This is a genomic window from Streptomyces deserti, from assembly GCF_054782695.1.
This window is the reverse complement of record NZ_BAAGRZ010000043.1, coordinates 21,508-41,998: the sequence shown is the minus strand read 5'-3', so window position 1 is coordinate 41,998 and position 20,491 is coordinate 21,508. Positions and strand designations below refer to the sequence as shown.

At 70.9% G+C, this 20,491-nt stretch carries 18 protein-coding genes; 9 read left to right on the top strand and 9 right to left on the bottom strand.

Features of this window, described 5'->3' with window-relative positions; all coding sequences use genetic code 11:
• Positions 1-103: 103 nt before the first annotated feature.
• On the top strand, positions 104-880 hold the full coding sequence (locus ACYVMZ_RS36570; protein WP_461087199.1) for an SDR family NAD(P)-dependent oxidoreductase: 777 nt from the start codon (positions 104-106) through the stop codon (positions 878-880).
• Positions 877-1,026, top strand: coding sequence for a hypothetical protein (locus tag ACYVMZ_RS36565; RefSeq protein ID WP_461087198.1), 150 nt, complete (start codon positions 877-879; stop codon positions 1,024-1,026). Before ACYVMZ_RS36570 ends, ACYVMZ_RS36565 begins: the two co-directional genes overlap by 4 nt.
• 62 nt (positions 1,027-1,088) lie before the next feature.
• On the opposite strand, the gene ACYVMZ_RS36560 is transcribed toward ACYVMZ_RS36565, so the two are convergent.
• The gene (locus ACYVMZ_RS36560) at positions 1,089-2,282 is read right to left on the bottom strand and encodes an RtcB family protein (protein WP_461087197.1); all 1,194 of its coding nucleotides are present in this window, start codon (positions 2,280-2,282) and stop codon (positions 1,089-1,091) included.
• A 204-nt stretch (positions 2,283-2,486) separates the two neighbouring features.
• On the opposite strand from ACYVMZ_RS36560, the gene ACYVMZ_RS36555 reads away from it, so the two are divergent.
• The 3 genes from ACYVMZ_RS36555 to ACYVMZ_RS36545 all read left to right on the top strand — a co-directional run bounded on the left by ACYVMZ_RS36555 (position 2,487) and on the right by ACYVMZ_RS36545 (position 5,725).
• Positions 2,487-3,344 (top strand): DUF3558 domain-containing protein, encoded by an 858-nt coding sequence (locus tag ACYVMZ_RS36555; protein WP_461087196.1) that lies wholly within the window; start codon positions 2,487-2,489, stop codon positions 3,342-3,344.
• A 118-nt stretch (positions 3,345-3,462) separates the two neighbouring features.
• Positions 3,463-4,341 carry a DUF3558 family protein gene (locus ACYVMZ_RS36550; RefSeq protein ID WP_461087195.1) on the top strand — a complete coding sequence of 293 codons (879 nt, stop codon included), beginning with the start codon at positions 3,463-3,465 and terminating at the stop codon, positions 4,339-4,341.
• A 118-nt stretch (positions 4,342-4,459) separates the two neighbouring features.
• The gene (locus tag ACYVMZ_RS36545; RefSeq protein ID WP_461087194.1) at positions 4,460-5,725 is read left to right on the top strand and encodes a DUF2637 domain-containing protein; all 1,266 of its coding nucleotides are present in this window, start codon (positions 4,460-4,462) and stop codon (positions 5,723-5,725) included.
• 53 nt (positions 5,726-5,778) lie between these two features.
• Here ACYVMZ_RS36545 and lysS read toward each other — a convergent pair whose 3' ends face one another.
• Positions 5,779-7,527, bottom strand: coding sequence for a lysine--tRNA ligase (lysS, locus tag ACYVMZ_RS36540; protein ID WP_461087193.1), 1,749 nt, complete (start codon positions 7,525-7,527; stop codon positions 5,779-5,781).
• Between the two features lie 151 nt (positions 7,528-7,678).
• On the opposite strand from lysS, the gene argS reads away from it, so the two are divergent.
• A complete protein-coding gene (gene argS / locus ACYVMZ_RS36535; protein WP_461087192.1) occupies positions 7,679-9,442 on the top strand; it encodes an arginine--tRNA ligase in 1,764 nt (587 codons plus the stop codon).
• Positions 9,443-9,563: 121 nt separating this feature from the next.
• Here the strand turns inward: argS and ACYVMZ_RS36530 are convergent, their stop codons facing one another.
• Entirely contained in the window at positions 9,564-10,031 is a 468-nt protein-coding gene (locus ACYVMZ_RS36530) for a peptidoglycan-binding domain-containing protein (RefSeq protein WP_461087191.1), read from the bottom strand.
• Between the two features lie 310 nt (positions 10,032-10,341).
• Between ACYVMZ_RS36530 and ACYVMZ_RS36525 the strand changes: the two genes are divergently transcribed.
• Together ACYVMZ_RS36525 and ACYVMZ_RS36520 are read left to right on the top strand one after the other, a co-directional pair.
• Positions 10,342-11,175, top strand: coding sequence for a peptidoglycan-binding protein (locus tag ACYVMZ_RS36525; RefSeq protein ID WP_461087190.1), 834 nt, complete (start codon positions 10,342-10,344; stop codon positions 11,173-11,175).
• Positions 11,172-12,050: a helix-turn-helix domain-containing protein gene (locus ACYVMZ_RS36520; protein ID WP_461087189.1), complete on the top strand. Its 879-nt coding sequence runs from the start codon at positions 11,172-11,174 to the stop codon at positions 12,048-12,050. Before ACYVMZ_RS36525 ends, ACYVMZ_RS36520 begins: the two co-directional genes overlap by 4 nt.
• A gap of 13 nt (positions 12,051-12,063) precedes the next feature.
• On the opposite strand, the gene ACYVMZ_RS36515 is transcribed toward ACYVMZ_RS36520, so the two are convergent.
• Positions 12,064-12,591: a DinB family protein gene (locus tag ACYVMZ_RS36515; protein ID WP_461087188.1), complete on the bottom strand. Its 528-nt coding sequence runs from the start codon at positions 12,589-12,591 to the stop codon at positions 12,064-12,066.
• Positions 12,592-12,661: 70 nt separating this feature from the next.
• The gene (locus ACYVMZ_RS36510; protein WP_461087187.1) at positions 12,662-14,614 is read right to left on the bottom strand and encodes a YncE family protein; all 1,953 of its coding nucleotides are present in this window, start codon (positions 14,612-14,614) and stop codon (positions 12,662-12,664) included.
• A gap of 178 nt (positions 14,615-14,792) precedes the next feature.
• Between ACYVMZ_RS36510 and ACYVMZ_RS36505 the strand changes: the two genes are divergently transcribed.
• Positions 14,793-15,569 carry a DUF4253 domain-containing protein gene (locus ACYVMZ_RS36505; RefSeq protein WP_461087186.1) on the top strand — a complete coding sequence of 259 codons (777 nt, stop codon included), beginning with the start codon at positions 14,793-14,795 and terminating at the stop codon, positions 15,567-15,569.
• 46 nt (positions 15,570-15,615) lie between these two features.
• Here ACYVMZ_RS36505 and ACYVMZ_RS36500 read toward each other — a convergent pair whose 3' ends face one another.
• The 4 genes from ACYVMZ_RS36500 to ACYVMZ_RS36485 all read right to left on the bottom strand — a co-directional run bounded on the left by ACYVMZ_RS36500 (position 15,616) and on the right by ACYVMZ_RS36485 (position 20,250).
• The gene (locus ACYVMZ_RS36500; protein WP_461087185.1) at positions 15,616-16,464 is read right to left on the bottom strand and encodes an arylamine N-acetyltransferase family protein; all 849 of its coding nucleotides are present in this window, start codon (positions 16,462-16,464) and stop codon (positions 15,616-15,618) included.
• An 83-nt stretch (positions 16,465-16,547) separates the two neighbouring features.
• Positions 16,548-17,756 carry an aminotransferase-like domain-containing protein gene (locus ACYVMZ_RS36495; protein WP_461087184.1) on the bottom strand — a complete coding sequence of 403 codons (1,209 nt, stop codon included), beginning with the start codon at positions 17,754-17,756 and terminating at the stop codon, positions 16,548-16,550.
• Positions 17,757-17,872: 116 nt separating this feature from the next.
• Positions 17,873-18,775 (bottom strand): SAM-dependent methyltransferase, encoded by a 903-nt coding sequence (locus ACYVMZ_RS36490; RefSeq protein WP_461087183.1) that lies wholly within the window; start codon positions 18,773-18,775, stop codon positions 17,873-17,875.
• A gap of 92 nt (positions 18,776-18,867) precedes the next feature.
• Positions 18,868-20,250, bottom strand: coding sequence for a helix-turn-helix domain-containing protein (locus ACYVMZ_RS36485; protein WP_461087182.1), 1,383 nt, complete (start codon positions 20,248-20,250; stop codon positions 18,868-18,870).
• Positions 20,251-20,491: the final 241 nt, after the last annotated feature.

Genomic DNA, 20,491 nt, shown 5'->3' with positions numbered 1-20,491 from the left:
GCCCCGGAGAGCCGGACGGCCACTCCTGCGGAGCCACTGAAGGCAAGACCCCATCAGCCACATCCGGCCCTCCCGGGCCACCCAACAACTTACGGAGCGCCCCATGGCCACCGCCGCCCCGTCCGCCGCCTCCCGCATCGCCGTCGTCACCGGTGCCAGCAGCGGAATCGGCGCCGCCACGGCCCGGCAACTCGCCACGGCCGGCTACCGCGTGGTCCTCACCGCCCGCCGCAAGGACCGCATCGAAGCCCTCGCGGAGGAGATCAACAAGGCGGGCGGCCAGGCCACCGCGTACCCCCTCGACGTCACCGACCGCGCGGCCGTCGACGAGTTCGCCACGGCCTTCAAGACGATCGGCGTCCTCGTCAACAACGCGGGCGGCGCACTCGGCGCCGACCCCGTCGCCACCGGCGACCCCGACGACTGGCGCCAGATGTACGAGACGAACGTCATCGGCACCCTCAACCTCACCCAGGCCCTGCTCCCCAAGCTCATCGCCAGCGGCGACGGCACGGTGGTCGTGGTCTCCTCCACCGCCGGCCACGCCACCTACGAAGGCGGCGCCGGCTACGTCGCCGCCAAGCACGGCGCCCACGTCCTCGCCGAGACCCTCCGCCTGGAGATCGTCGGCCGGCCGGTCCGCGTCATCGAGATCGCACCCGGCATGGTCCGCACGGACGAATTCGCCCTGACCCGCTTCGCCGGCGACGAGGAGAAGGCCGCGAAGGTCTACGAGGGCGTCGCCGAGCCCCTGACCGCCGACGACGTCGCCGACACCATCACCTGGGCGGTCACCCGCCCCAGCCACGTCAACATCGACCTCCTCGTCGTCCGCCCCCGCGCCCAGGCGTCGAACACCAAGGTCCACCGAGAACTGTGACCTTCGGCGACCCCGCCCGCGAACAGCGACGCCTGGCCGAGGAGAAGAAGAACGAGCGCTACGTGTGGTGGTACCTCGGCTACTTCCTCTTCGGCATCCACCTCGTGGCGTTCGTGATGATCTACGCGGTGACGCACGCCGAGTAACTCACAGGACTCAACAGCCCCGAGTGAGGGCCCCGGTCGAATACCGGGGACCTCATGTCTCCTCAGCCCTTGACGCAGACGACCTGCTTCAGCTTGGCGACAACCTCCACGAGGTCCCGCTGCTGGTCGATGACCTGCTCGATCGGCTTGTACGCGCCCGGGATCTCGTCCACGACGCCGGAGTCCTTGCGGCACTCCACGCCCCGTGTCTGATCCTCCAGATCCTTCGTCGTGAACCGACGCTTGGCCGCGTTGCGGCTCATACGCCGGCCCGCGCCGTGCGAGGCCGAGTTGAAGGACTTCTCATTGCCGAGGCCCTTCACGATGTACGAACCGGTGCCCATCGAGCCCGGGATGATGCCGTACTCACCGGCCAGGGCACTGATGGCCCCCTTGCGGGTGACGAGCAGGTCCATGCCCTCGTAGCGCTCGCGGCTCACGTAGTTGTGATGGCAGCTCACCTCGGGCTCGAAGGTCACCTTGGCCTTCTTGAACTCCTTGCGGATCACGTCCTTGAGGAGCGCCATCATGATCGACCGGTTGTACTTCGCGTACTCCTGGGCCCAGTAGAGGTCGTGCTCGTACGCCGTCATCTGGGGGGTGTCCGCCACGAAGACGGCGAGGTCGCGGTCGACCAGGCCCTGGTTGTGCGGGAGCTTCTGGGCCACCCCGATGTGGTGCTCGGCCAGTTCCTTGCCGATGTTCCTGGAGCCGGAGTGCAGCATCAGCCAGACAGAACCGGTCGTGTCCACGCAGACTTCGACAAAATGATTTCCTCCGCCGAGCGTTCCCATCTGCTTTGCTGCTCGCTCATGACGGAACTTGACCGCTTCGGCAACTCGGCCGAACCGCGCCCAGAAGTCGTCCCACCCGGCAGTGGCCAGGCCATGGAACCGCCCCGGCTCGACAGGGCTGTCGTGCATCCCCCGCCCCACCGGAATGACCTGCTCGATCCGCGACCGCAGCCGCGACAGGTCCCCGGGCAGGTCATTCGCCGTCAGCGACGTCTTCACCGCCGACATCCCGCACCCGATGTCCACCCCCACCGCCGCGGGGCACACGGCCCCCTGCATCGCGATGACCGACCCGACCGTCGCGCCCTTCCCGTAGTGCACGTCCGGCATCACGGCCAGGCCCTTGATCCACGGCAGAGTCGCGACGTTCTGCAGCTGCTGCAGGGCCGCGCCCTCGACCGAGGCCGGGTCCGTCCACATGCGGATGGGTGTCTTGGCGCCCGGAATCTCCACGTACGACATAACGTCCTCATTCCCCCGTACTTGAACAGAAGTCTGTAAGCGCAAATACCGGAGCCAAGGTCGACGAAAGGGATACCGGACCGGCGTCCACGGCAGTGCGTGCGATACACATTGTCTCCAGGGGGCGCCCCCGCGCGGCAAGCGAATAACCAGCGGGGACACTGAACCACCGAGGGACGACCCACCGTCGAGAGGAGCCTGACCGTGCAGCGGAAGGCGTACGTACCCGGCGTCGCCGCGCTCCTCGCGGCGCTGCTGGCGGGCTGCACCGGCGGCTCGGACGACGACGGCCCGACGGACGCCACGAACCCGGGCAACGCCGGTACGGCATCGGCGGTGGCCGAGCCGGGCAAATACCGCACCCTGCCCGAACCCTGCGGCGCGGTCGGCCAGGACACCCTCGACGAACTCCTGCCCGGCATCCGGCAGATCGCCGACCAGGAACAGCGCGAGAAGGCGTACGAGGGCCAGGCGACCCTCACGTTCGACACGGACCGCAAGGTCGGCTGCCGTTGGAAGGTGGATTCGGCGGACGCCACGGACCATCTGTTCATCGACTTCGAGCGGGTGGTGTCGTACGACAACGCCGTCAGCGACGACAACCAGGCCGAGCAGCTGTTCGCGGTGAAGGAGGCGGACGCGCGCCTCCCCGAGCCGACGGTCACGGACTCCGGCAGCGCCGACGGCAATGCGGGCACCATGTCCTCGCCGGACCCGGGCACCTCGCCGTCCACGCCCTCGTCCGCCCCGTCCGGATCGGCATCCCCCGCCACGTCTTCGTCGTCCTCCCCGTCCTCGTCCTCCACCGTCACGCCGGCCGACCTCCAGCCGCGCGTCCTGGAGGACCTGGGCGACGAGGCGTTCATCGACGACGAGCTGAGCAGCTCCGGTTCGACGGCCAAGCAGCGCACGGTGACTGTGGCGTTCCGCACGTCGAACGTGATCGTGACGATCGAGTACGCGGAGCAGCCGGCGACGGTCGGCGTCGTCCCGGACAGCAAGGAAATGCAGGACAGGGCCCGGAAACTGGCCTCCCGGCTGGCGGATTCGCTGGGCGGCTGAGCGCCCTTCACGCACCCTTCACGCCCGTCCGCGAAGCTGACGAAGGAAGACCGAACGGCTGTCGTACCGCGTACCGTGACCACTCGGACCCGTTCCGACCGCAGGAACCACGAGTGTCATGAGTGAAGGAACCATGCAGCGACGAGCACAGCGAAGCCAGCGTGATCAGCGAGCGAAGCGCCTCAACCGCGTCCTTGTCTGCGCGGCCGCCGTCCCCGTGATGCTGGTCGCCGCCGGCTGCTCCTCGGACTCCGGCTCCGGTGACGGCGGGGACAAGCCCGCGAAGGCCGCCGCGTCGGCGTCCACGAGTCCGTCACCGACGGTGCAGGCGGCGGCGTTCGACAAGCTTCCGGAGCCGTGCGAGGTGCTGTCGAAGAAGACTCTGGGCGAACTCGTCCCGAAGGCGAGCAAGTCCGGCAAGGAAGGCAAGTCGGACGACTTGTCGACGCGCGCCAATTGCTCCTGGAACAGCCTCGACAACAACGGCGTGAAGGGCTCGCAGTTCCGCTGGCTGAATGTGTCGCTGCTGCGTTTCGAGTCGGACGTCACGCGCGGCGCGGGCGACGAGCTGGCGCAGGAGTACTACGCCAAGCAGGTCCAGGACGCCCAGGCCGCCGAGGGCGCCAAGAACACCAAGTCCGAGCCGGTGACCGGCACGGGCGACGAGGCGACGGCGATCCGGTACGACCTGAAGAAGAAGGAAGGCACCTTCAGGCAGCAGACGGTCGTGGCACGCGTCGAGAACGTGGTCGTCACCCTCGACTACAACGGTGCGGGCCTGGCCGGCGACAAGACGCCGAGCGCCGACGACCTGATGAAGGCGGCGAAGAAGGCGGCCAAGGAAGCGGTGGCCGCGGTGGCGTCCGCGAACGGCGACGGCGACGGCGACGGCGGAACCGGCAGCGGCGGGGGTACGTCGAGCGGCTCGCCGTCGGCGTCACCGTCCAAGGGGGCCTCGAAGAGCGCCTCGCCGTCCGCGTCGGTGACGAAGAGCTGACCGAACCGGCCAACGGGAACCGGCCACCCGTCTCTCGCACGGATGTGCCACCCTGTTGCGCGCAACAACACGCAATGGGAGGGGACTACGGGTGGCCGCGCCTATACAGCTGACACGGATGCACCGCGTTCTCATCGGCGTGGTCGTCACCGGTGCCGTCGTCATCGCCGGAATCGGCTTCGCGGGTTCGTACGCGGCCGTCCGCGAACTGGCCCTGCAGAAGGGCTTCGGGAACTTTTCCTACGTCTTCCCGATCGGCATCGACGCGGGCATCTGCGTCCTGCTCGCCCTGGACCTGCTGCTCACCTGGATCCGCATCCCGTTCCCGCTGCTGCGTCAGACGGCCTGGCTGCTGACGGCGGCGACGATCGCGTTCAACGGCGCGGCGGCCTGGCCGGATCCGCTCGGTGTCGGCATGCACGCGGTGATCCCGGTGCTGTTCGTGGTCGCGGTCGAGGCGGCCCGCCACGCGATCGGCCGGATCGCCGACATCACGGCGGACAAGCACATGGAGGGTGTCCGCCTCACCCGCTGGCTCCTCTCCCCCGTGCCGACCTTCCTCCTCTGGCGTCGTATGAAGCTGTGGGAGCTGCGCTCCTACGACCAGGTCATCAAGCTGGAGCAGGAACGTCTCGTCTACCAGGCCCGGTTGCGCTCCCGCTTCGGCCGCGGCTGGCGCAGGAAGGCCCCGGTGGAGTCCCTGATGCCGCTGCGGCTGGCCCGGTACGGCGTCCCGCTGGCGGAGACGGCTCCGGCGGGCCTGGCGGCGGCGGGGATAGAGCCGGCGCTGATCCCGCCGGCACCGCAGGTGGAGGTCGCCCGGCAGACGGCCGCGCCTGCCGCCCAGCAACGACCCGAGCTCGTCGAGGGCAACCAGTACGACCGGGACAACCGGTCCAGCCAGTCCAGCCAGTACTCGGAGCAGCCCGGACCGGAGCCCGAGCCGGAACCCGAGCCGGACCAGAGCCCCTGGTTCGCTCCCCGCGAGGTCGAGTACCACGGCGGCTACGACCCCACCTACGACCCGGCCGAGCAGTACGCCCAGTGGTACGCGGAGCAGCAGGAGGCCGAGCAGTACCTGGACCAGCCCCAGGAGGAACCCTCCCCGGAGGACACCGGCAGCTTCCGCGTCCCGGCGGGCCCCGGCCGCACCCGGGAGCTCGGCGAAGGCGGCGGAACCCCACCACCTCCGCAGCCGGACGATGACGCGTACTACCAGGTCTTCAAGCAGTCGATCAACGGCAGCTACCCGACTCCGAACCAGCTCATCGACAACGTCGAGGCGGAGTTCGGCATCCGGCTCGACGGTGCGGAGGCCAAGCGCATGGTCGACCGCTTCACCAGCCGCCACTACGCGGAACTCGAAGAGGACCACATCGCATAGCAGAGGGGCCCTCTTCCGAGGGCCCCTCGCCGTCTTGCTCCCCTAGCGCCGTCTTACTCCCCGAGCAGCTTCCGCACCCGCTCCTGCCCCACCGCGAGCAGCAGCGTGGGCAGGCGCGGACCGGTGTCGCGCCCGACGAGCAGGTGGTACAGCAGCGCGAAGAAGGACCGCTGGGCGGTCTTGATCTCCGGCGGGAGCTCCTTGGGCGTGGCGTCGGCCGAGAACCCGGCCTGCACCTTCGGCACGCCGTAGACCAGGTGCGTGAGCCCGTCGAGCGACCAGTGCTCGGCCAGCCCGTCGAGCAGCAGCCGCAGCGACTCGCGGCCCTGGTCGTCGAGCGACTTCAGCAGCTCCACGTCGGGCTCGTCCCGGACGATGGTGCGCTGGTCGGCGGGCACGTGCGTGTTGATCCACGCCTCGGCCTTGTCGTACCGCGGCCGTGCCTCGTCCAGGGAGGCCAGCGGACGCGACGGGTCGAGCTCGCTGAGGATGCGCAGCGCCTGGTCCTCGTGGCCGGCGGTGATGTCGGCGACGGACGCGAGCGTCCGGTACGGCAGCGGCCGGGGCGTCTTCGGCAGCTCACCGGCCGCCGTCCGTACCGCGCGGGAGTGCGCGGCGACGTCGGCCGGCAGGGCGGAACCGTCGGCGACCTTGGCGTCGAGGCGGTCCCACTCGTCGTACAGGCGCTGGATCTCCTGGTCGAAGGCGACCTTGAAGGACTGGTTGGGCTTGCGCCGGGCGTACAGCCAGCGCAGGAGCTGCGGTTCCATGATCTGCAGCGCGTCGGCGGGGGTGGGGACGCCGCCCTTGGACGACGACATCTTGGCCATGCCGCTGATGCCCACGAAGGCGTACATCGGGCCGATCGGCTGCTTGCCGCCGAAGATCCCGACGATCTGGCCGCCGACCTGGAAGCTCGACCCGGGGGAGCTGTGGTCGACGCCGGACGGCTCGAACACGACCCCCTCGTACGCCCACCGCATCGGCCAGTCGACCTTCCAGACCAGCTTGCCGCGGTTGAACTCGCTGAGCCGGACCGTCTCGGAGAAACCGCACGCGGTGCAGGCGTACGTCATCTCGGTGGAGTCGTCGTCGTAGGCGGTGACGATGGTGAAGTCCTTCTCGCAGTTGCCGCAGTACGGCTTGTACGGGAAGTACCCGGCGGAGCCGGAGCTGCCGTCGTCCTCGGCGGCGGCGCCGGAGCCCTCCGCCGCCTCCAGCTCGGCCTCGTCGACCGGCTTCTGCGACTTCTGCTGCGCGGCCGGGGTCTTCTTGGTCCGGTACTGGGCGAGCACCGCGTCGATGTCGTGGCGGTGCTTCATCGCGTGCAGGATCTGCTCCCGGTACACCCCGGAGGTGTACTGGGCGGTCTGGCTGATGCCGTCGAACTCGACGCCCAGCTCGGTGAGCGAGGCGATCATGGCCGCCTTGAAGTGCTCGGCCCAGTTCGGGTGCGGGGAGCCCTTCGGGGCGGGGACCGAGGTCAGCGGCTTGCCGATGTGCTCCTGCCAGGCCTCCTCGTCGACGCCGGCGATGCCCTTGGGCACCTTGCGGTACCGGTCGTAGTCGTCCCAGGAGATCAGGTGCCGGACCTGGTGGCCCCGGCGGCGGATCTCGTCGGCGACGAGGTGCGGGGTCATGACCTCGCGCAGGTTGCCCAGGTGGATCGGCCCGGAGGGCGACAGCCCGGACGCGACGACGACCGGTTTGCCCGGGGCCCGACGCTCCGACTCCGCAATGACCTCGTCCGCGAAACGGGAGACCCAGTCGGTGGTCTCGGTGCTCTGAGCCACGATCGGCACGTCCTTCTTTCGTCCATCAGGCAGCCGGTACGGTCGCACGGCTGACCGCACCATTGTCCCAGACCCCCATGCGCCCGGGAAAACGGCTTTACCCCCCATGGGATACTGGCCGTGTCTATCCATCCCCACGAGGAGAACGGCACCCCTTCCTATGGCCTCGGTCACGTCCCTCACCGCTTCCGTCCACCAGCGCCTCGCGTCCGCCCTCTCGGCTGCCCTGCCGGAGGCCGCCGACGCGGACCCGCTGCTGCGACGAAGCGACCGGGCGGACTTCCAGGCCAACGGGATCCTGGCCCTGGCGAAGAAGGCGAAGGCGAACCCGAGGGAGCTGGCGACCCAGGTCGTCTCCCAGGTGGTCACCGGTGATGTGATCAAGGACGTCGAGGTCTCGGGCCCCGGCTTCCTCAACATCACGGTCACCGACCGGTCGATCACCGAGAACCTCGCCGCGCGGGCCGCCGACGCCGACGGCCGCCTGGGCGTGCCGTACGCGGAGCAGCCGGGGACGACGGTCATCGACTACGCCCAGCCGAACGTGGCGAAGGAGATGCACGTCGGTCACCTGCGGTCCGCCGTGATCGGCGACTCGGTGGCGCAGCTGCTGGAGTTCACCGGCGAGACGGTGGTCCGCCGCCACCACATCGGCGACTGGGGCACCCAGTTCGGCATGCTCATCCAGTACCTGGACGAGCACCCGCACGAGCTGGACCACAAGGCCGGTGAGATCACCGGTGAGGAGGCGATGTCGAACCTCGACCGCCTCTACAAGGCGGCACGCAGGCTCTTCGACTCCGACGAGGAGTTCAAGACGAGGGCCCGCCGCCGGGTCGTGGACCTCCAGGCGGGGGACCCGCACACCCTGGCCATGTGGCAGAAGTTCGTGGACGAGTCGAAGATCTACTTCTTCTCCGTCTTCGAGAAGCTGGACATGGAGATCCGGGACGCGGACATCGTCGGCGAGTCGGGCTACAACGACATGCTCGACGAGACCTGCCGCCTGCTGGAGGAGTCGGGCGTCGCGGTCCGCTCCGAGGGCGCCCTGTGCGTGTTCTTCGACGACGTCAAGGGCCCGGACGGCAAGCCGGTCCCGCTGATCGTGAAGAAGTCGGACGGCGGCTACGGCTACGCGGCGACCGACCTGTCGGCGATCCGCGACCGCGTCTTCAACCTCAAGGCGAACACGCTGCTGTACGTGGTCGACGCCCGCCAGTCCCTCCACTTCAAGATGGTCTTCGAGACCGCGCGCCGGGCCGGCTGGCTGAACGGCGACGTCAAGGCGGTGCAGCTCGCCTTCGGCACGGTCCTCGGCAAGGACGGCAAGCCGTTCAAGACCCGTGAGGGCGAGACGGTCCGCCTGGTGGATCTCCTGGACGAGGCGATCGAGCGCGCCTCGGCGGTGGTCCGTGAGAAGGCCCAGGACCTGTCCGAGGAGGAGATCGCCGAGCGGGGTACCCAGGTGGGCATCGGCGCGGTGAAGTACGCGGACCTGTCGACGTCGGCGAACCGGGACTACAAGTTCGACCTGGACCAGATGGTCTCGCTGAACGGCGACACGTCCGTCTACCTCCAGTACGCGTACGCCCGTATCCAGTCGATCCTGCGCAAGGCCGGCGACGTGCGCCCGGCAGCCCACGCCGAGCTGGAGCTGCACGAGGCGGAGCGCGCCCTGGGTCTGCACCTGGACGCCTTCGCGGAGACGGTGGCGGAGGCGGCCGCGGAGTACGCCCCGCACAAGCTGGCGGCGTACCTGTACCAGCTGGCGTCGCTGTACACGTCCTTCTACGACAAGTGCCCGGTGCTGAAGGCCGAGACGCCGGCGCAGGTGGAGAACCGCCTGTTCCTGTGCGACGTCACGGCCCGGACGCTGCACCAGGGGATGGCGCTGCTGGGGATCAGGACGCCTGAGCGGCTCTGAGCCACAGCGGCAGCGGGGGAACCCGGAAGCCGGTTCGGTTCCCCTGTCCAGGTCGGCCCGTGGCCCGTCCTCTCCCCCGGGGAGGACGGGCCACGGTCGTCTCACGGTGCGCTGATCCGGCTCAGCAGGGGTGGAAGACGCTCATGTCGTTGGCGAACCGCTTGAACGCGGCCCTGGTGTTGGGGCCGGGGTCGCCGTCGATCCTGTCGTTGTAGTCCCAGCCGTGCGCCAGCATCCGCTGCAGCGCCCTGACCGTGTTGGGGCCCGGGTCGCCGTCGATCCTGTCGTTGTAGTCCCAGTACTTGGCGAGGAAGCGCTGGAACGCCTTCCAGCTGTTGGTGCCCAGCAGCCCGTCGATGGCGTCGCGGTACCTCGCCGTGTCGTCCCGCTTCAGGAAGCACTGGACGTTCTTGGCCTGCTGGTTGTTCAGGCCGAGGTTGTTCACCGCGAGGACGGTGAGCTCGGAGCTCACCTTGTGCTGCTGGGCCGGCGCGGTGTCCGCGAAGGCGGCGCTCGTACCCGCCAGTCCGCCGGCGGCGATCCCGACGGCGGCGGTGACGCTGACGAGTGTCCTGGTCAGAGTTCGCATGCTGTTCCCCTCCTGTGTGGTGTGCGTGGTGCGGGGCCGGCCGCACCGGCCGGCTCGGCAACGAGACTGCGGGGCCGGAGGCAGGGCCGGCCACAGTTGCCGCGGAAGTGACGTACTCGCGGGACGTCCCACGCTCTGACCTGCGCGGACACCGCCCGCCGGGACGGTACGGCGGGACGGCGCGGCGGGTGGTGGCCGGATCGGTACGGGCACGGGAACCGGTGCGGGGGGCACGCCGTGGAAGCTGATGCAGAATGCGGCGGAAACGTGGAACCGCTGACCCCGGTCCACGAACGCGAGTGGGGGGAACATGTCGCGTTGGAAGGCGCTGCCCGCGGAACTCGATCCGCGTGTGCGGCAGTTGGTGGTGTGCCTGCGCCGGCTGAAGGACCACGGCGGCCTGAGCATGCGGCAGCTGGCCGCGAAGACCGGCTACAGCCCGAAGTCCTGGGAACGGTATCTGGGCGGCCGGTCGCTGCCGCCCCGGGAGGCCGTCGAGGCGATGGCCCGGATCGGCGGTGGGGATCCGACCCGGCTGCTCGCCCTGCACGAGGTCGCCGCCGAGGCCTGGTCGGAGCAGCGCAAGGCGAGACCCGCGAAATCCACGACACCCGCGACGACCACGACACCCGCGACGTCCGAGGCGCTGGAGCCGGAGCAGGACGGCACGTCTACGGCGGCCGGCAAGCCCCGGCCCCCTCACGGGCGTTCGCTCCGCATCGCGCTCGTGGCGGGGGCGGTGGCGCTGGTACTGGCCGTCTCCTCGGCGGTCCTGCTGGCCGTACGGGCTGACGAGCGAGGTGACGGCACAACGACGGATCCGCTCGTCTCGGCCGCCGCGACCGCACCGGCGGACTCGCCACCACGGTCGGTACCCCCGTACACCTGCCGGGTGGAACGGGTCGACGGCCGCTGGTACGCGGGCCTCAGCCGGACCCGGGACGCCATCCTGGCGGAGGGCCAGGCCGGGCCGGACGTGGCGGAGGCGCAGTGCCTGCTGCGCAGGGCGGGCTTCTCGCCGGGGGCCGTCGACGGGATCTTCGGCCCGCTGACCCGACGCGCGGTCAAGCAGGCGCAGCAGCGCTCCGGCCTGGTCGTGGACGGCATCATCGGGCCGCACACCTGGAAAGCCCTGCGGGGATGACCCGGACGCCACAGCCGACACCGCCGACGCCGTCGCCGGGACGCGCCCGCCTGGCCGCCGCCCTGCGGGAGCTGAAGGGCCGCACGGGTCTGAGCATGGCGGGCCTCGCGGCGAAGACCACGTTCAGCAAGTCGTCCTGGGAACGCTACCTCAACGGCAAGACCCTGCCGCCGCGCGAAGCGGTACAGGACCTGTGCCGTCTGGCCGGTGAGCCCGAGGGACGGTGTCTGGCGCTGTGGGAGATCGCGGAGTCGGAGTGCAGCGGACGCGCGGCGGAGGCGACACCTGCACAGCCCCGTACGGATACACGTACGCAGGCCCGTACCGGCACGGAAACCGAAACGGGCGCACCGGCCAGGACGGAGGCCGCACGCGGCGGTCACCAGGGCATCGCCGCCGTGGCCGTGCTCGCTTCGGTGTCCGCCGTGGTCGCCGGGAGTGTGGCGGCGGCCCTCTTCCTGCTCCCCGGCCAGGACGGCGAACCACGCACGTCGCCGACCCCGTCCGCCACGGGGCCCCGCTGCCGGGGCGCGGCCTGTGAGGGCAGAAGCCCGATGCACATGAAGTGCGGAGTCGGACCGCAGACCCTCGCCACGCACCGCACGGCCACCGGAGCCGAGCTGCAGCTGCGCTACAGCGCGGCCTGCGGGAGCAGTTGGGCCCGTATGTGGCAGACGCGGATCGGCGACCGGCTCGAGGTGACCGCGCGCGGTCGCGGCGCGGGTGTCCACCGCGCCGAGATCGAGGACGCCGTCGACGCGGAGTCCTACATCTACACCCCCATGACCGCGACCCGCCCCGGCACCGTCGTCCGGGCCTGTTTCCAGCCCGCGGCCGACGGCGCCCGGGAGTGCTTCGACGGCCGCGTGCGCTAGGCCCTGTCGCGGGTCAGCGCTGGGCGGTGGTGTTCGCGCCGTCCAGTGCCTCCCGGATGATGTCCGCGTGCCCGGCGTGCTGCGCCGTCTCCCGGATCAGGTGGAGGAGGATCCGGCGCGCGGACCAGTACTCCCGCTCCGGCGGGGACCACGGAGTGACGGGCAGCGGCACACTGCGGCCCAGGTCCGGCAGGCCCGCCACGGCCTCCTCGGTCGCCCGGGCCGCCGCCGCGTACTGCTCCAGCAGCCCGGCGAGCGTGTCCTGCTCCCCCATGCGGTACTGGTCCATGTCGAGCATGCCGTCCGGCAGCTCCCCGTCCCCCTCGGCCATGATCTGCGCCCACACCCGCTCACCGCGGGCCAGGTGCTTGACGATGCCGCCCAGCGTCAGGTCGCTCACGGTGGTACGCCGCGCGGCCTGGCTGTCGGTGAGCCCCCGGACGGTGATCAGCAGTAGCTCCCGCTGCTCGGCGAGGGCGTGCAGCAGTTCGCCGTGCTCGTGGAGGAGGGACGGGGCCTGGCTTTCCAGCGAAGAGGTCATGGGGTGACCGTAGGACGCATAGAGGCCAGGTCCTGTCCCGATCAGCCGGTGGAGGGGACTGGTTGAGGGACTAGTTGGAGAAGTACAGGTACTTCCAGGCCCCGTACGTCGTCGAGTTCACCGTGTCGCCGGACGAACCGTTGACGTACACCGACCGCATCCGTGCCCGGATGCCGGACTCGCCCGGTGCCTCCAGGGTCACCGCCGACTTGCCGTTCGTGCCGAGCGGGAAGTACTCGGAGCCGGCCGAGTGCCATGTGCCGTTGAAGTAGACCTGGAGGTCGAAGCGCTGCTGACGGCCCGGGTAGTACGTCATGGTCGTGGTGAGCAGTGGGTCGGTGCTCTTGCGGAACCAGTAGTACGAGGTCGAGCCGATCTTGGCCGTCTTGTAGTGCCTGGAGACGGCGGTGGAGACCCGGACCTTGGCGTACGCCGTGGACTTCACCGTCTTGGGGGCGTAGCGGGCGTCGCCCTTGAAGACCGCGCTGACGGTGGTGTCGCGGGTCATGTCGACCGTCGCGGAGAGGTTGCCGCTGGAGTTGACGGTGCCCGTCTTCAGCAGCTTCTTGGGCCTGTCGGCGCCGAAGGGGTCGGCCCAGATCTCGACCGTGCGGTTCTGGTACGTCGTACCGAGGTGGGCGGTGAAGACGACGTCCTTGCCGTAGCTGTAGACCTTGCCGTTGTTGTTCACGGTCAGGGTCGTGGCCGTGCGGGAGACCGACACCTTGTCGGAGGCGGAGACGGCCGTGTGTTCCGCGTCGCCGGCGTAGGTGACCTTGTAGGTGACCGTGCCGCCGGCCGGCGGGGTGTCGGTGAAGGAGTACGAGCCGTCCGCCTTCACCGTGACGGGTGCCAGGGCCTTGCCGCCGGGGCTGGCCAGGTCGGTGCGGGTGACCTGGAGCTGGACGCCGGTGGGCAGCGGGACGGTGGCGGTGAGCTTGCCGGTGACGGTGAGCGGCTTGGCGCGGGTGGCGGTGGACGGGGCGTTGACCGTGAGGGTCGGGACGTTCTTGGTCGGCTCGGTGAGCGCCTTGAGGGTGTAGCCGCTCTCGCCGCCCACCAGGGCGAAGATGCGCGAGGAGTCCGCGGTCCACGCCAGGTCGGCGGTCGTGGTGCCGGTCGCGCCGGGGGCGTAGGTGCGCAGCGGCACCGTGGTGTCGGGCCGGTAGACGGCCACCTTGGTGCCGTTGACCTGGGCGACCAGCCCGTTCGCGGCGATGTCGGCGCGCTGTCCGGCGGGGTAGGAGCCGGCGGCGGTGAACGCGCCGTCCGCGTAGGCGGCCCGGTCCGTGCCGTTGACCAGCACCTGGGGGGCTCCGGGGACGAGGTCGATGTCGCCGATGCCCTGGTTGAGCGTGTAGTCGCCGAAGTGCCAGGCGGTCAGCTGCGGTGCGGCGCCGGAGACGTCGACGACGGCCATCGAGTCCGTGGAGATGCCGGTCTGGCCGACGGCCAGCATGGCGGGCTGGTTGGGGTCGGTGTCGAGGAGCGCCTGCCCCCACAGGCCGGGGTGCGGCTGCGGGAACTGGCCCATCGTCACCGGGTCGGTGCCGCTCGCCGGGTCCACGGCCGGGTCGACCGAGCCGAGGTCGCCGTCCCACTGGTCGCCGTACGTGAACCAGACCTTGCCGCCGGCGAAGGCGACGGAGCGCGGGCCGTAGGCGGTGGGGATGGTGTAGCGGGTCTTGACGTCGAGAGTGGCGGGGTCCAGGGCCACGATCTCGTGGCTGCCCGGCGCGGCCGCGTAGAGGGTGGAGCCGTCGGCGGACAGGGCCAGGTCGGAGACGCCGGTGATGCCGCTGACGGTCTCGATGACGGCGCCGGTGTAGTCGGTGGCCAGGACGGTTCCGGCCGAACGGTCGCCGACGAAGACCCGCTTGAGGCCGTCGTCCGCGACGATGCCGCCGGGCGTGGTGACGACGGCGGAGGCGGCCGAGGCGGACCCGGCCGTGACGACGGTCAGGGCCGCCGAGCTGAAGAGGACCGCAAGCGCTGTCGCGGTCGAGATGCTGCGCGTGCGCACAGTAGTTGTAACCCCCACGAGGAAACCCGGCGGAGGGCCGGGTGATGAGATGCGCCGCGCAACGCCCGGACAGGGCCGGGGCGCGGCTGCAGGGGGAAGCGTATGGCATGGATATGACAGTTGAGGAGGGGGTTTTCCGGCGGGCGGACTGTCAGTGCCGGCCTCTACAGTCACCGGCATGGCGACTCTTCCCAACTCCCTGCCGCACCTGGTCTCCGACCCCACCGGCCGCGGCCTCGGCCTGGACCTCCCGCCCGGGATGCTGCTCGACGAGACCGACGACGGTCCGTGGCATGAGCCGCTGCTGTGGTACGCGGACGTACGGGCGGAGCCAGGCTGCTGGTCGGCGTCGGAGCCGGCCCGCCGTGCGGGTCTGCTGCCCGTGCTCGTCGAGGCCGGCGACGGTCACCACGGCCCCGACGACTGGGAGCTGATGCCGGGGGAGATGTCGTATCCCGGGGATCACGACGCGGAAGAAGTGCTGGTCGAGTACTGGGAGGAGTACGCGGCCGAGGACGACGTCTGGCCCGGACCGGCGGCCGCCCAGGCCCCGGGGCGGGACCCGGACTCGGTCGCCGCCGGTGTCGCGGACTCGCTTGTCGGAGACGGCGGTCCGCTGAAGGATCCGCGTCTCGCGCTGGTCCCGGCCCGCCGCAGCGCGGACATACCGGCGGCGATCGGCTGGACGGGCCCGGCCGGCCACGAGACCGACACGGCCCGTCTGTGCGCGGTGCTCCGCTCCTGGGAGGACCGCTACGGCATACGGGTCGTCGCCCTCGGCTTCGACCACCTGCGCGTCTCGGTCGCGGCCCCGCCCACGACCCTGGCCGAGGCGGAGGCCCTCGCCGCCGAGCACCTCGCCTTCTGCCCGGGCAACGCCCCGCAGGGCACCCTGCGCGACTACGCCGAGCACCAGGTGCTCGACCAGCGCGCCTGGCACTTCCGGTGGGACTGAGGGGGGCTGAGGGGGACTGAGGGGGACTGAGGGGGACTGACGTCCCTCACGGCAACAGGGTCATCCCCTCCGGGGCCGTGACCCCGAACTCCTCCGCCAGGAGCCGGCGCGCTTCCGCCTCCTCGGTCACCTTGCGCTCCGTGACCGTGCCGTCGGTGCGCGTCTCGGTGAGGAGGTCGCCGTGGATGAGGAGGTGGCGTTCGGCGCTGACGTTCTGGACGTAGAGGGTCTGGGTGAAGGGCGAGCGGGGGTTGGTTCCGATGTGCCAGTTGATGACCTCGAAGTCGGGCTTCTCGAACGGTTCCACGGTGAAGGCGTACTGCGCCTCCCACCGCGCCCGGGGGGTGTCGTACGCCTCCAGGACCCACATCTCCAGCGGGCCCCGGTGCGGGGCGTGCACGAGCCGGTGCCGGCGCCCCGCGTCCCGGAACTCGGTGCCGGCGATCAGCGGCACCGATTCCAGCAGCGAGCCGACGGTCCCGAAGCCGACGTCGGCCAGGTACGGCCGCGGGTCGCCCGGTATCCCGACGAGCAGCGCCATGTGGGTGCGCGGGCGGCTCTCGATGCTGTCGGCGCCCACGACGACGCGCGCGCAGAGCCGCGTCACACCGAAGCCCAGCGTCTCCAGGGCGAGCGAGAACAGCGTGTTGTGCTCGTAGCAGTAACCGCCGCGCCGGCTGTGGACCAGCTTGGCCATGAGGTCGGCGGGGTCGAGGGAGGGGGCCTGGCGGCGCAGGGCGTCCAGGTTCTCGAAGGGGATGGCCCGCATGTGCGCCAGATGCACACCCCTCAGCGTCTCCGCATCGGCCCGCCGCTCCCCCTCCCACCCGATCCGCCGGAGATACGCGTCGAGATCGAACTCCATGGTCTGCACGGTGTCTACGGTGTCGGACATGCCGTCACCGTAGGCGCACCGCCCGGGCCCGTCCGCCGCCCGCAGCCGTAGCCGTCCCCCCACCTTTTGTCCTAGGGCCTGTCCTAGGCCCTCAGCCCTGCCCCCAGCCTCCGCAGCCCCTCCCCGATCTCCTGCGGCGTCTGCGTCACGAAGCACAGCCGCAGCGTCGAACGGTCGGGTCGGCCGGCGTAGAAGGGCGCGCCCGGGACGTAGGCCACGTCCTGCCACACCACCTGCGGCAGCAGGGCGGTCGTGTCGTACGAATCCGGCAGGCGCACCCACAGGAACATGCCGCCCTCGGGCCGGTTCCAGCCGGAGCCCTCGGGGAGCGCCGCGGCGAGACCGGCGAGCATGGCGTCCCGGCGCTCCCGGTACACCCCGGCGACCCGCGTGACATGGCCGTCCAGGTCCCGGTCCGCCAGGTACCGGGCGGCGGCGAGCTGGTTGACGGTCGGGGTGTGCAGATCGGCGGCCTGCTTGGCGACGGCACAGGCGCGGCGCAGCTCGGCCGGTGCGCGCAGCCAGCCCAGCCGCAGCCCGGGCGCCATGACCTTGGAGAAACTGCCGAGCAGCACCGTACGGTCCTCCGCGCCCGGGTGGGCGGCGATCCACGGCACGCGCTGCCCCTCGTACCGGAGTTCCCCGTACGGGTCGTCCTCGACGATCCACAGCCCGCGCCGCGCGGCGACGGCGGCCACGGCGGCACGGCGTTCGGGGGGCAGGGTGCGGCCGGTGGGGTTCTGGAAGGTGGGCACGGTGTAGAGCAGCTTGGGGCGTTCGCGCACCACCAGCTCCTCCAGCGCCTCGGGATCGACGCCCTGGTCGTCCCCCGGCACGGCCACGATCCGGGCCCCCGCGAAACCGAAGGCCTGAAGTGCCGCCAGATAGCAGGGGTTCTCGACGAGGACGGTGTCGCCGGGTTCGAGCAGCGCGGTGGCGAGGAGGGACAGGGCCTGCTGGGAACCGGTGGTGACGAGCAGGTCGTCGGCGTCGGTCGCCAGGCCCCGGGCGGTCGTACGGGCGGCGAGCGCGGCGCGGAGCGCGGGTTCGCCCTCGGTCGTGGAGTACTGCAGGGCCCGCGCGGGCGCCTCGGCGAGGACGGCCCGGTACGCGGCCGCGATGCCCTCGGCGTCGAACAGCTCGGGCGCGGGCAGCCCGCCCGCGAAGTTGATCACCTCGGGGCGGGCGGTGACGGCCAGGATGTCCCGCACGGGCGAGCCGCCGACGGACCGGACCCGGGCGGCGAGTCGCGGCACAGGAGTACGGGCGGGCGCGGGCTCGATGACGGTCATGACACGGCTCCTTCGGCTGCGGTGACGAGGCGTGCCCGCAGCCTAGGAAACTACCTGCCACCTACAAGCAGATTTCCGCGATCCGGACGCCGGCCCACACGCCGGTCCCGGCGGCTTCAGCCCTTCGTACCGATCGCCGCGTACACGTTGATGTCCGCGTCCGTGACGTCGTTGATGTCGGCGTACCGGACCTTCTCGATGGCATCGAGGCCCGCCAGGTAGGAGTCCTCCGGCTGCTCCGGGACGGGCGCGTTGTGGTCGGGCCGCCAGCGGTGCGCGGGGACGACCCCCGGGTCGGCGACCTCCAGGGAGTTCTCGCCGAAGAACCGCTCGACCTCCGCGCGGGACCGCAGCACGAAGGTGAACCCCCGCTCCGTGTACGTCCGCTGGACCGCGCGGATGTTCTCCGGGTTGAGGTCCTCGGTGAGGTGGCTGAGGACCAGGCGGCTGCCGGAGGGCAGCGCGTCGACGAGCCCGCGCACGATCGGGTACGCCTCCTCGTCCTCGACGAAGTGCAGGATCGCCACCAGGCACAGCGCGACGGGCTGGTCGAGGTCCAGGGTCTTCGCGGCCCGTTCGAGGATCTGCGCCGGCTCGCGCAGGTCGGCGTCGATGTAGTCCGTACGCCCCTCGGGCCCGCTGGTGAGCAGGGCGCGCGCGTGCGCCAGCACGACCGGGTCGTTGTCGACGTAGACGACGCGCGACTCGGGGGCGACGCGCTGCGCGATCTGGTGCACGTTCTCCGCGGTCGGCAGCCCGGTCCCGACGTCGAGGAACTGCCTGATCCCGTCCTCCTGCACCAGCGTGGTCACCGCCCGGCGCAGGAAGTCGCGGTTGTGCCGTACGTCGAGATACCCGCGCGGGTTGGCGGCCAGTGCGGCGGCCGCCGCCTCCCGGTCCGCGGGGTAGTGGTCCTTGCCGCCGAGGAAGACGTCGTAGACCCGGGCCGGGTGCGCCTTGGTGCTGTCGATCCTCCTCCTCAGCTCGGCGGGATCCTGGCTGAGGGCGTCACCGGGCATGGGCGTCTCCCCTGAAGAGTCGGTGCTTCGACAAGCAACCACATCGGTGGTCAACAACCTAACGGCCCATGGGACTTGATCGTGCCCGCGGCTCAGGACGTGGTGCCTTCCTCGACCCACTTGTCGCCGCCGAGCGGGAACTCGTAGGCCGGGCGCCCGTTGTTGCCGCTCGTACGGAAGGGACGGCCGTCGTCCTTGATCTCCACCGTGCCGCTGCGTGAGCCGCTGGTCCAGGACAACCCCAGGTACCAGCTGACGTCGTAGGCGGAGGCGTCGGCCTTGATGTAGAACACCTCCGGTTCCGACTCGGACACCTTGAACGGGAAGGTCTCCTGGCCCGCCTCGGGGACCAGGCCGGGGCGCACGGCGTCGAGGACGACGGTGAAGAAGCGGGTCGGGACGCTGCTGCCGCAGCCGACGCCGGGGTAGCCCATGGCGTAGTCGTTCCAGGCGAGGGGCGCGCGCTTGCCGGCCAGCCGGACGGTGAGCTTCTGCACCACCACGGTCTCCTCGCCGGTGCCCTGCACGGTGAGCTTCACGTACTGCTGCCCCGACGGCACCGCGCCGGCCTTGGCCACCCAGGCGGGCGCGTCCTCCTCCTTCGGCGGCGCGGGCACCTGGCTGGGCGGCCGGTTGACGAGGTAGTGCTGCCCGCAGGGGGCCTCCCAGTCGTGCGGGTACGTGGTCACGGTCAGCGGAGCGGCCTCGGCGTGGGTGTCGGCACCGGCCGCACTGCCGCCGCCCCCACCCCCGCCCCCGGTACGGCCGGTGGGACGCGCGCTCGCGGAGCCGGACGGGTCGGCGGCCCCGGCCTTGTCGTCGCGCTTCCGGGAGTCCGGCTCGGCCTCCTTCCGGGACGGAGACGGGGACGCCGACAGGACCTCGCCGCCCCCACCGTCGGCGGACGGTGCGGCTCCCGCGGAACTCCGGCGGCCGTCGGCGTCCGCCCCGCCCGACGGCAGACTCACGGCGAGCGTGACGACACCGAGGACGGCGGCCACGGCGATGCTTGCGACGACAGCGGTACGACGACGGGTACGGCGGTGCCGGTCCGGCTTCCCGGGTACCGGGGCGGCCACTGCGGGCACCACCACTCCGGTTTCCGTTTCCGCTTCTGCTTCGGCGGGCGGCGCAACGGGCAACTCCGCCATCGCAGTTCCCGCGTCCGAGGCCTCGGGCTCCACTGCCACGGGCGCCCCCGAAGGACCGGCCGCCCCCTTCCGCCCCCGCACCGCATCCGCCAGCACCCACCGCCGGTGCAGCTCGACGAGCTCCTCCGGCGTCGCCCTGCACAACCGCGCCAGGCGCTCCACGGGCGCGTAATCCGCCGGCACGGCATCCCCGTTGCAGTACCGGTGCAGCGTCGACGTACTCATGTGGAGCCGTCTCGCGAGCACGCCGTAGCTCAGCCCCGAGCGCTCCTTCAACTCCCCCAGCAGCGCGGCGAAGTCCGCCGCGGCAGTGCCCTCCGACACTGTTCCTCCCACCCCCGTGTCCCGTTCCCCCGTCCCAGGGAATGGTCATGTCCCTGGTCAAAGCCGGTGCGGGCGTTCCAGCGTCCCTGGTCGTCCGCCGGGTGCGGCAGCCGGGACGGATCACAGCACAAGCTCTCGTCATCCAAGCACGCCGCTCCCGGCGCCCCGGTCGAGCGGCACGGCTTCGGCTTTCTTCCGCACTCCCTTTGTCCGAAAGGAAACCGTCATGCGCACGTACCGC

Coding starts and splice junctions, on each gene's coding strand:
- ACYVMZ_RS36570 (WP_461087199.1), top strand. CDS start 104: ATGGCCACCGCCGCCCCGTCCGCCGCCTCCCGCATCGCCGTCGTCACC.
- ACYVMZ_RS36560 (WP_461087197.1), bottom strand. CDS start 2,282: ATGTCGTACGTGGAGATTCCGGGCGCCAAGACACCCATCCGCATGTGG.
- ACYVMZ_RS36550 (WP_461087195.1), top strand. CDS start 3,463: ATGAGTGAAGGAACCATGCAGCGACGAGCACAGCGAAGCCAGCGTGAT.
- ACYVMZ_RS36545 (WP_461087194.1), top strand. CDS start 4,460: ATGCACCGCGTTCTCATCGGCGTGGTCGTCACCGGTGCCGTCGTCATC.
- argS (WP_461087192.1), top strand. CDS start 7,679: ATGGCCTCGGTCACGTCCCTCACCGCTTCCGTCCACCAGCGCCTCGCG.
- ACYVMZ_RS36530 (WP_461087191.1), bottom strand. CDS start 10,031: ATGCGAACTCTGACCAGGACACTCGTCAGCGTCACCGCCGCCGTCGGG.
- ACYVMZ_RS36525 (WP_461087190.1), top strand. CDS start 10,342: ATGTCGCGTTGGAAGGCGCTGCCCGCGGAACTCGATCCGCGTGTGCGG.
- ACYVMZ_RS36520 (WP_461087189.1), top strand. CDS start 11,172: ATGACCCGGACGCCACAGCCGACACCGCCGACGCCGTCGCCGGGACGC.
- ACYVMZ_RS36515 (WP_461087188.1), bottom strand. CDS start 12,591: ATGACCTCTTCGCTGGAAAGCCAGGCCCCGTCCCTCCTCCACGAGCAC.
- ACYVMZ_RS36505 (WP_461087186.1), top strand. CDS start 14,793: ATGGCGACTCTTCCCAACTCCCTGCCGCACCTGGTCTCCGACCCCACC.
- ACYVMZ_RS36500 (WP_461087185.1), bottom strand. CDS start 16,464: ATGTCCGACACCGTAGACACCGTGCAGACCATGGAGTTCGATCTCGAC.
- ACYVMZ_RS36495 (WP_461087184.1), bottom strand. CDS start 17,756: ATGACCGTCATCGAGCCCGCGCCCGCCCGTACTCCTGTGCCGCGACTC.
- ACYVMZ_RS36490 (WP_461087183.1), bottom strand. CDS start 18,775: ATGCCCGGTGACGCCCTCAGCCAGGATCCCGCCGAGCTGAGGAGGAGG.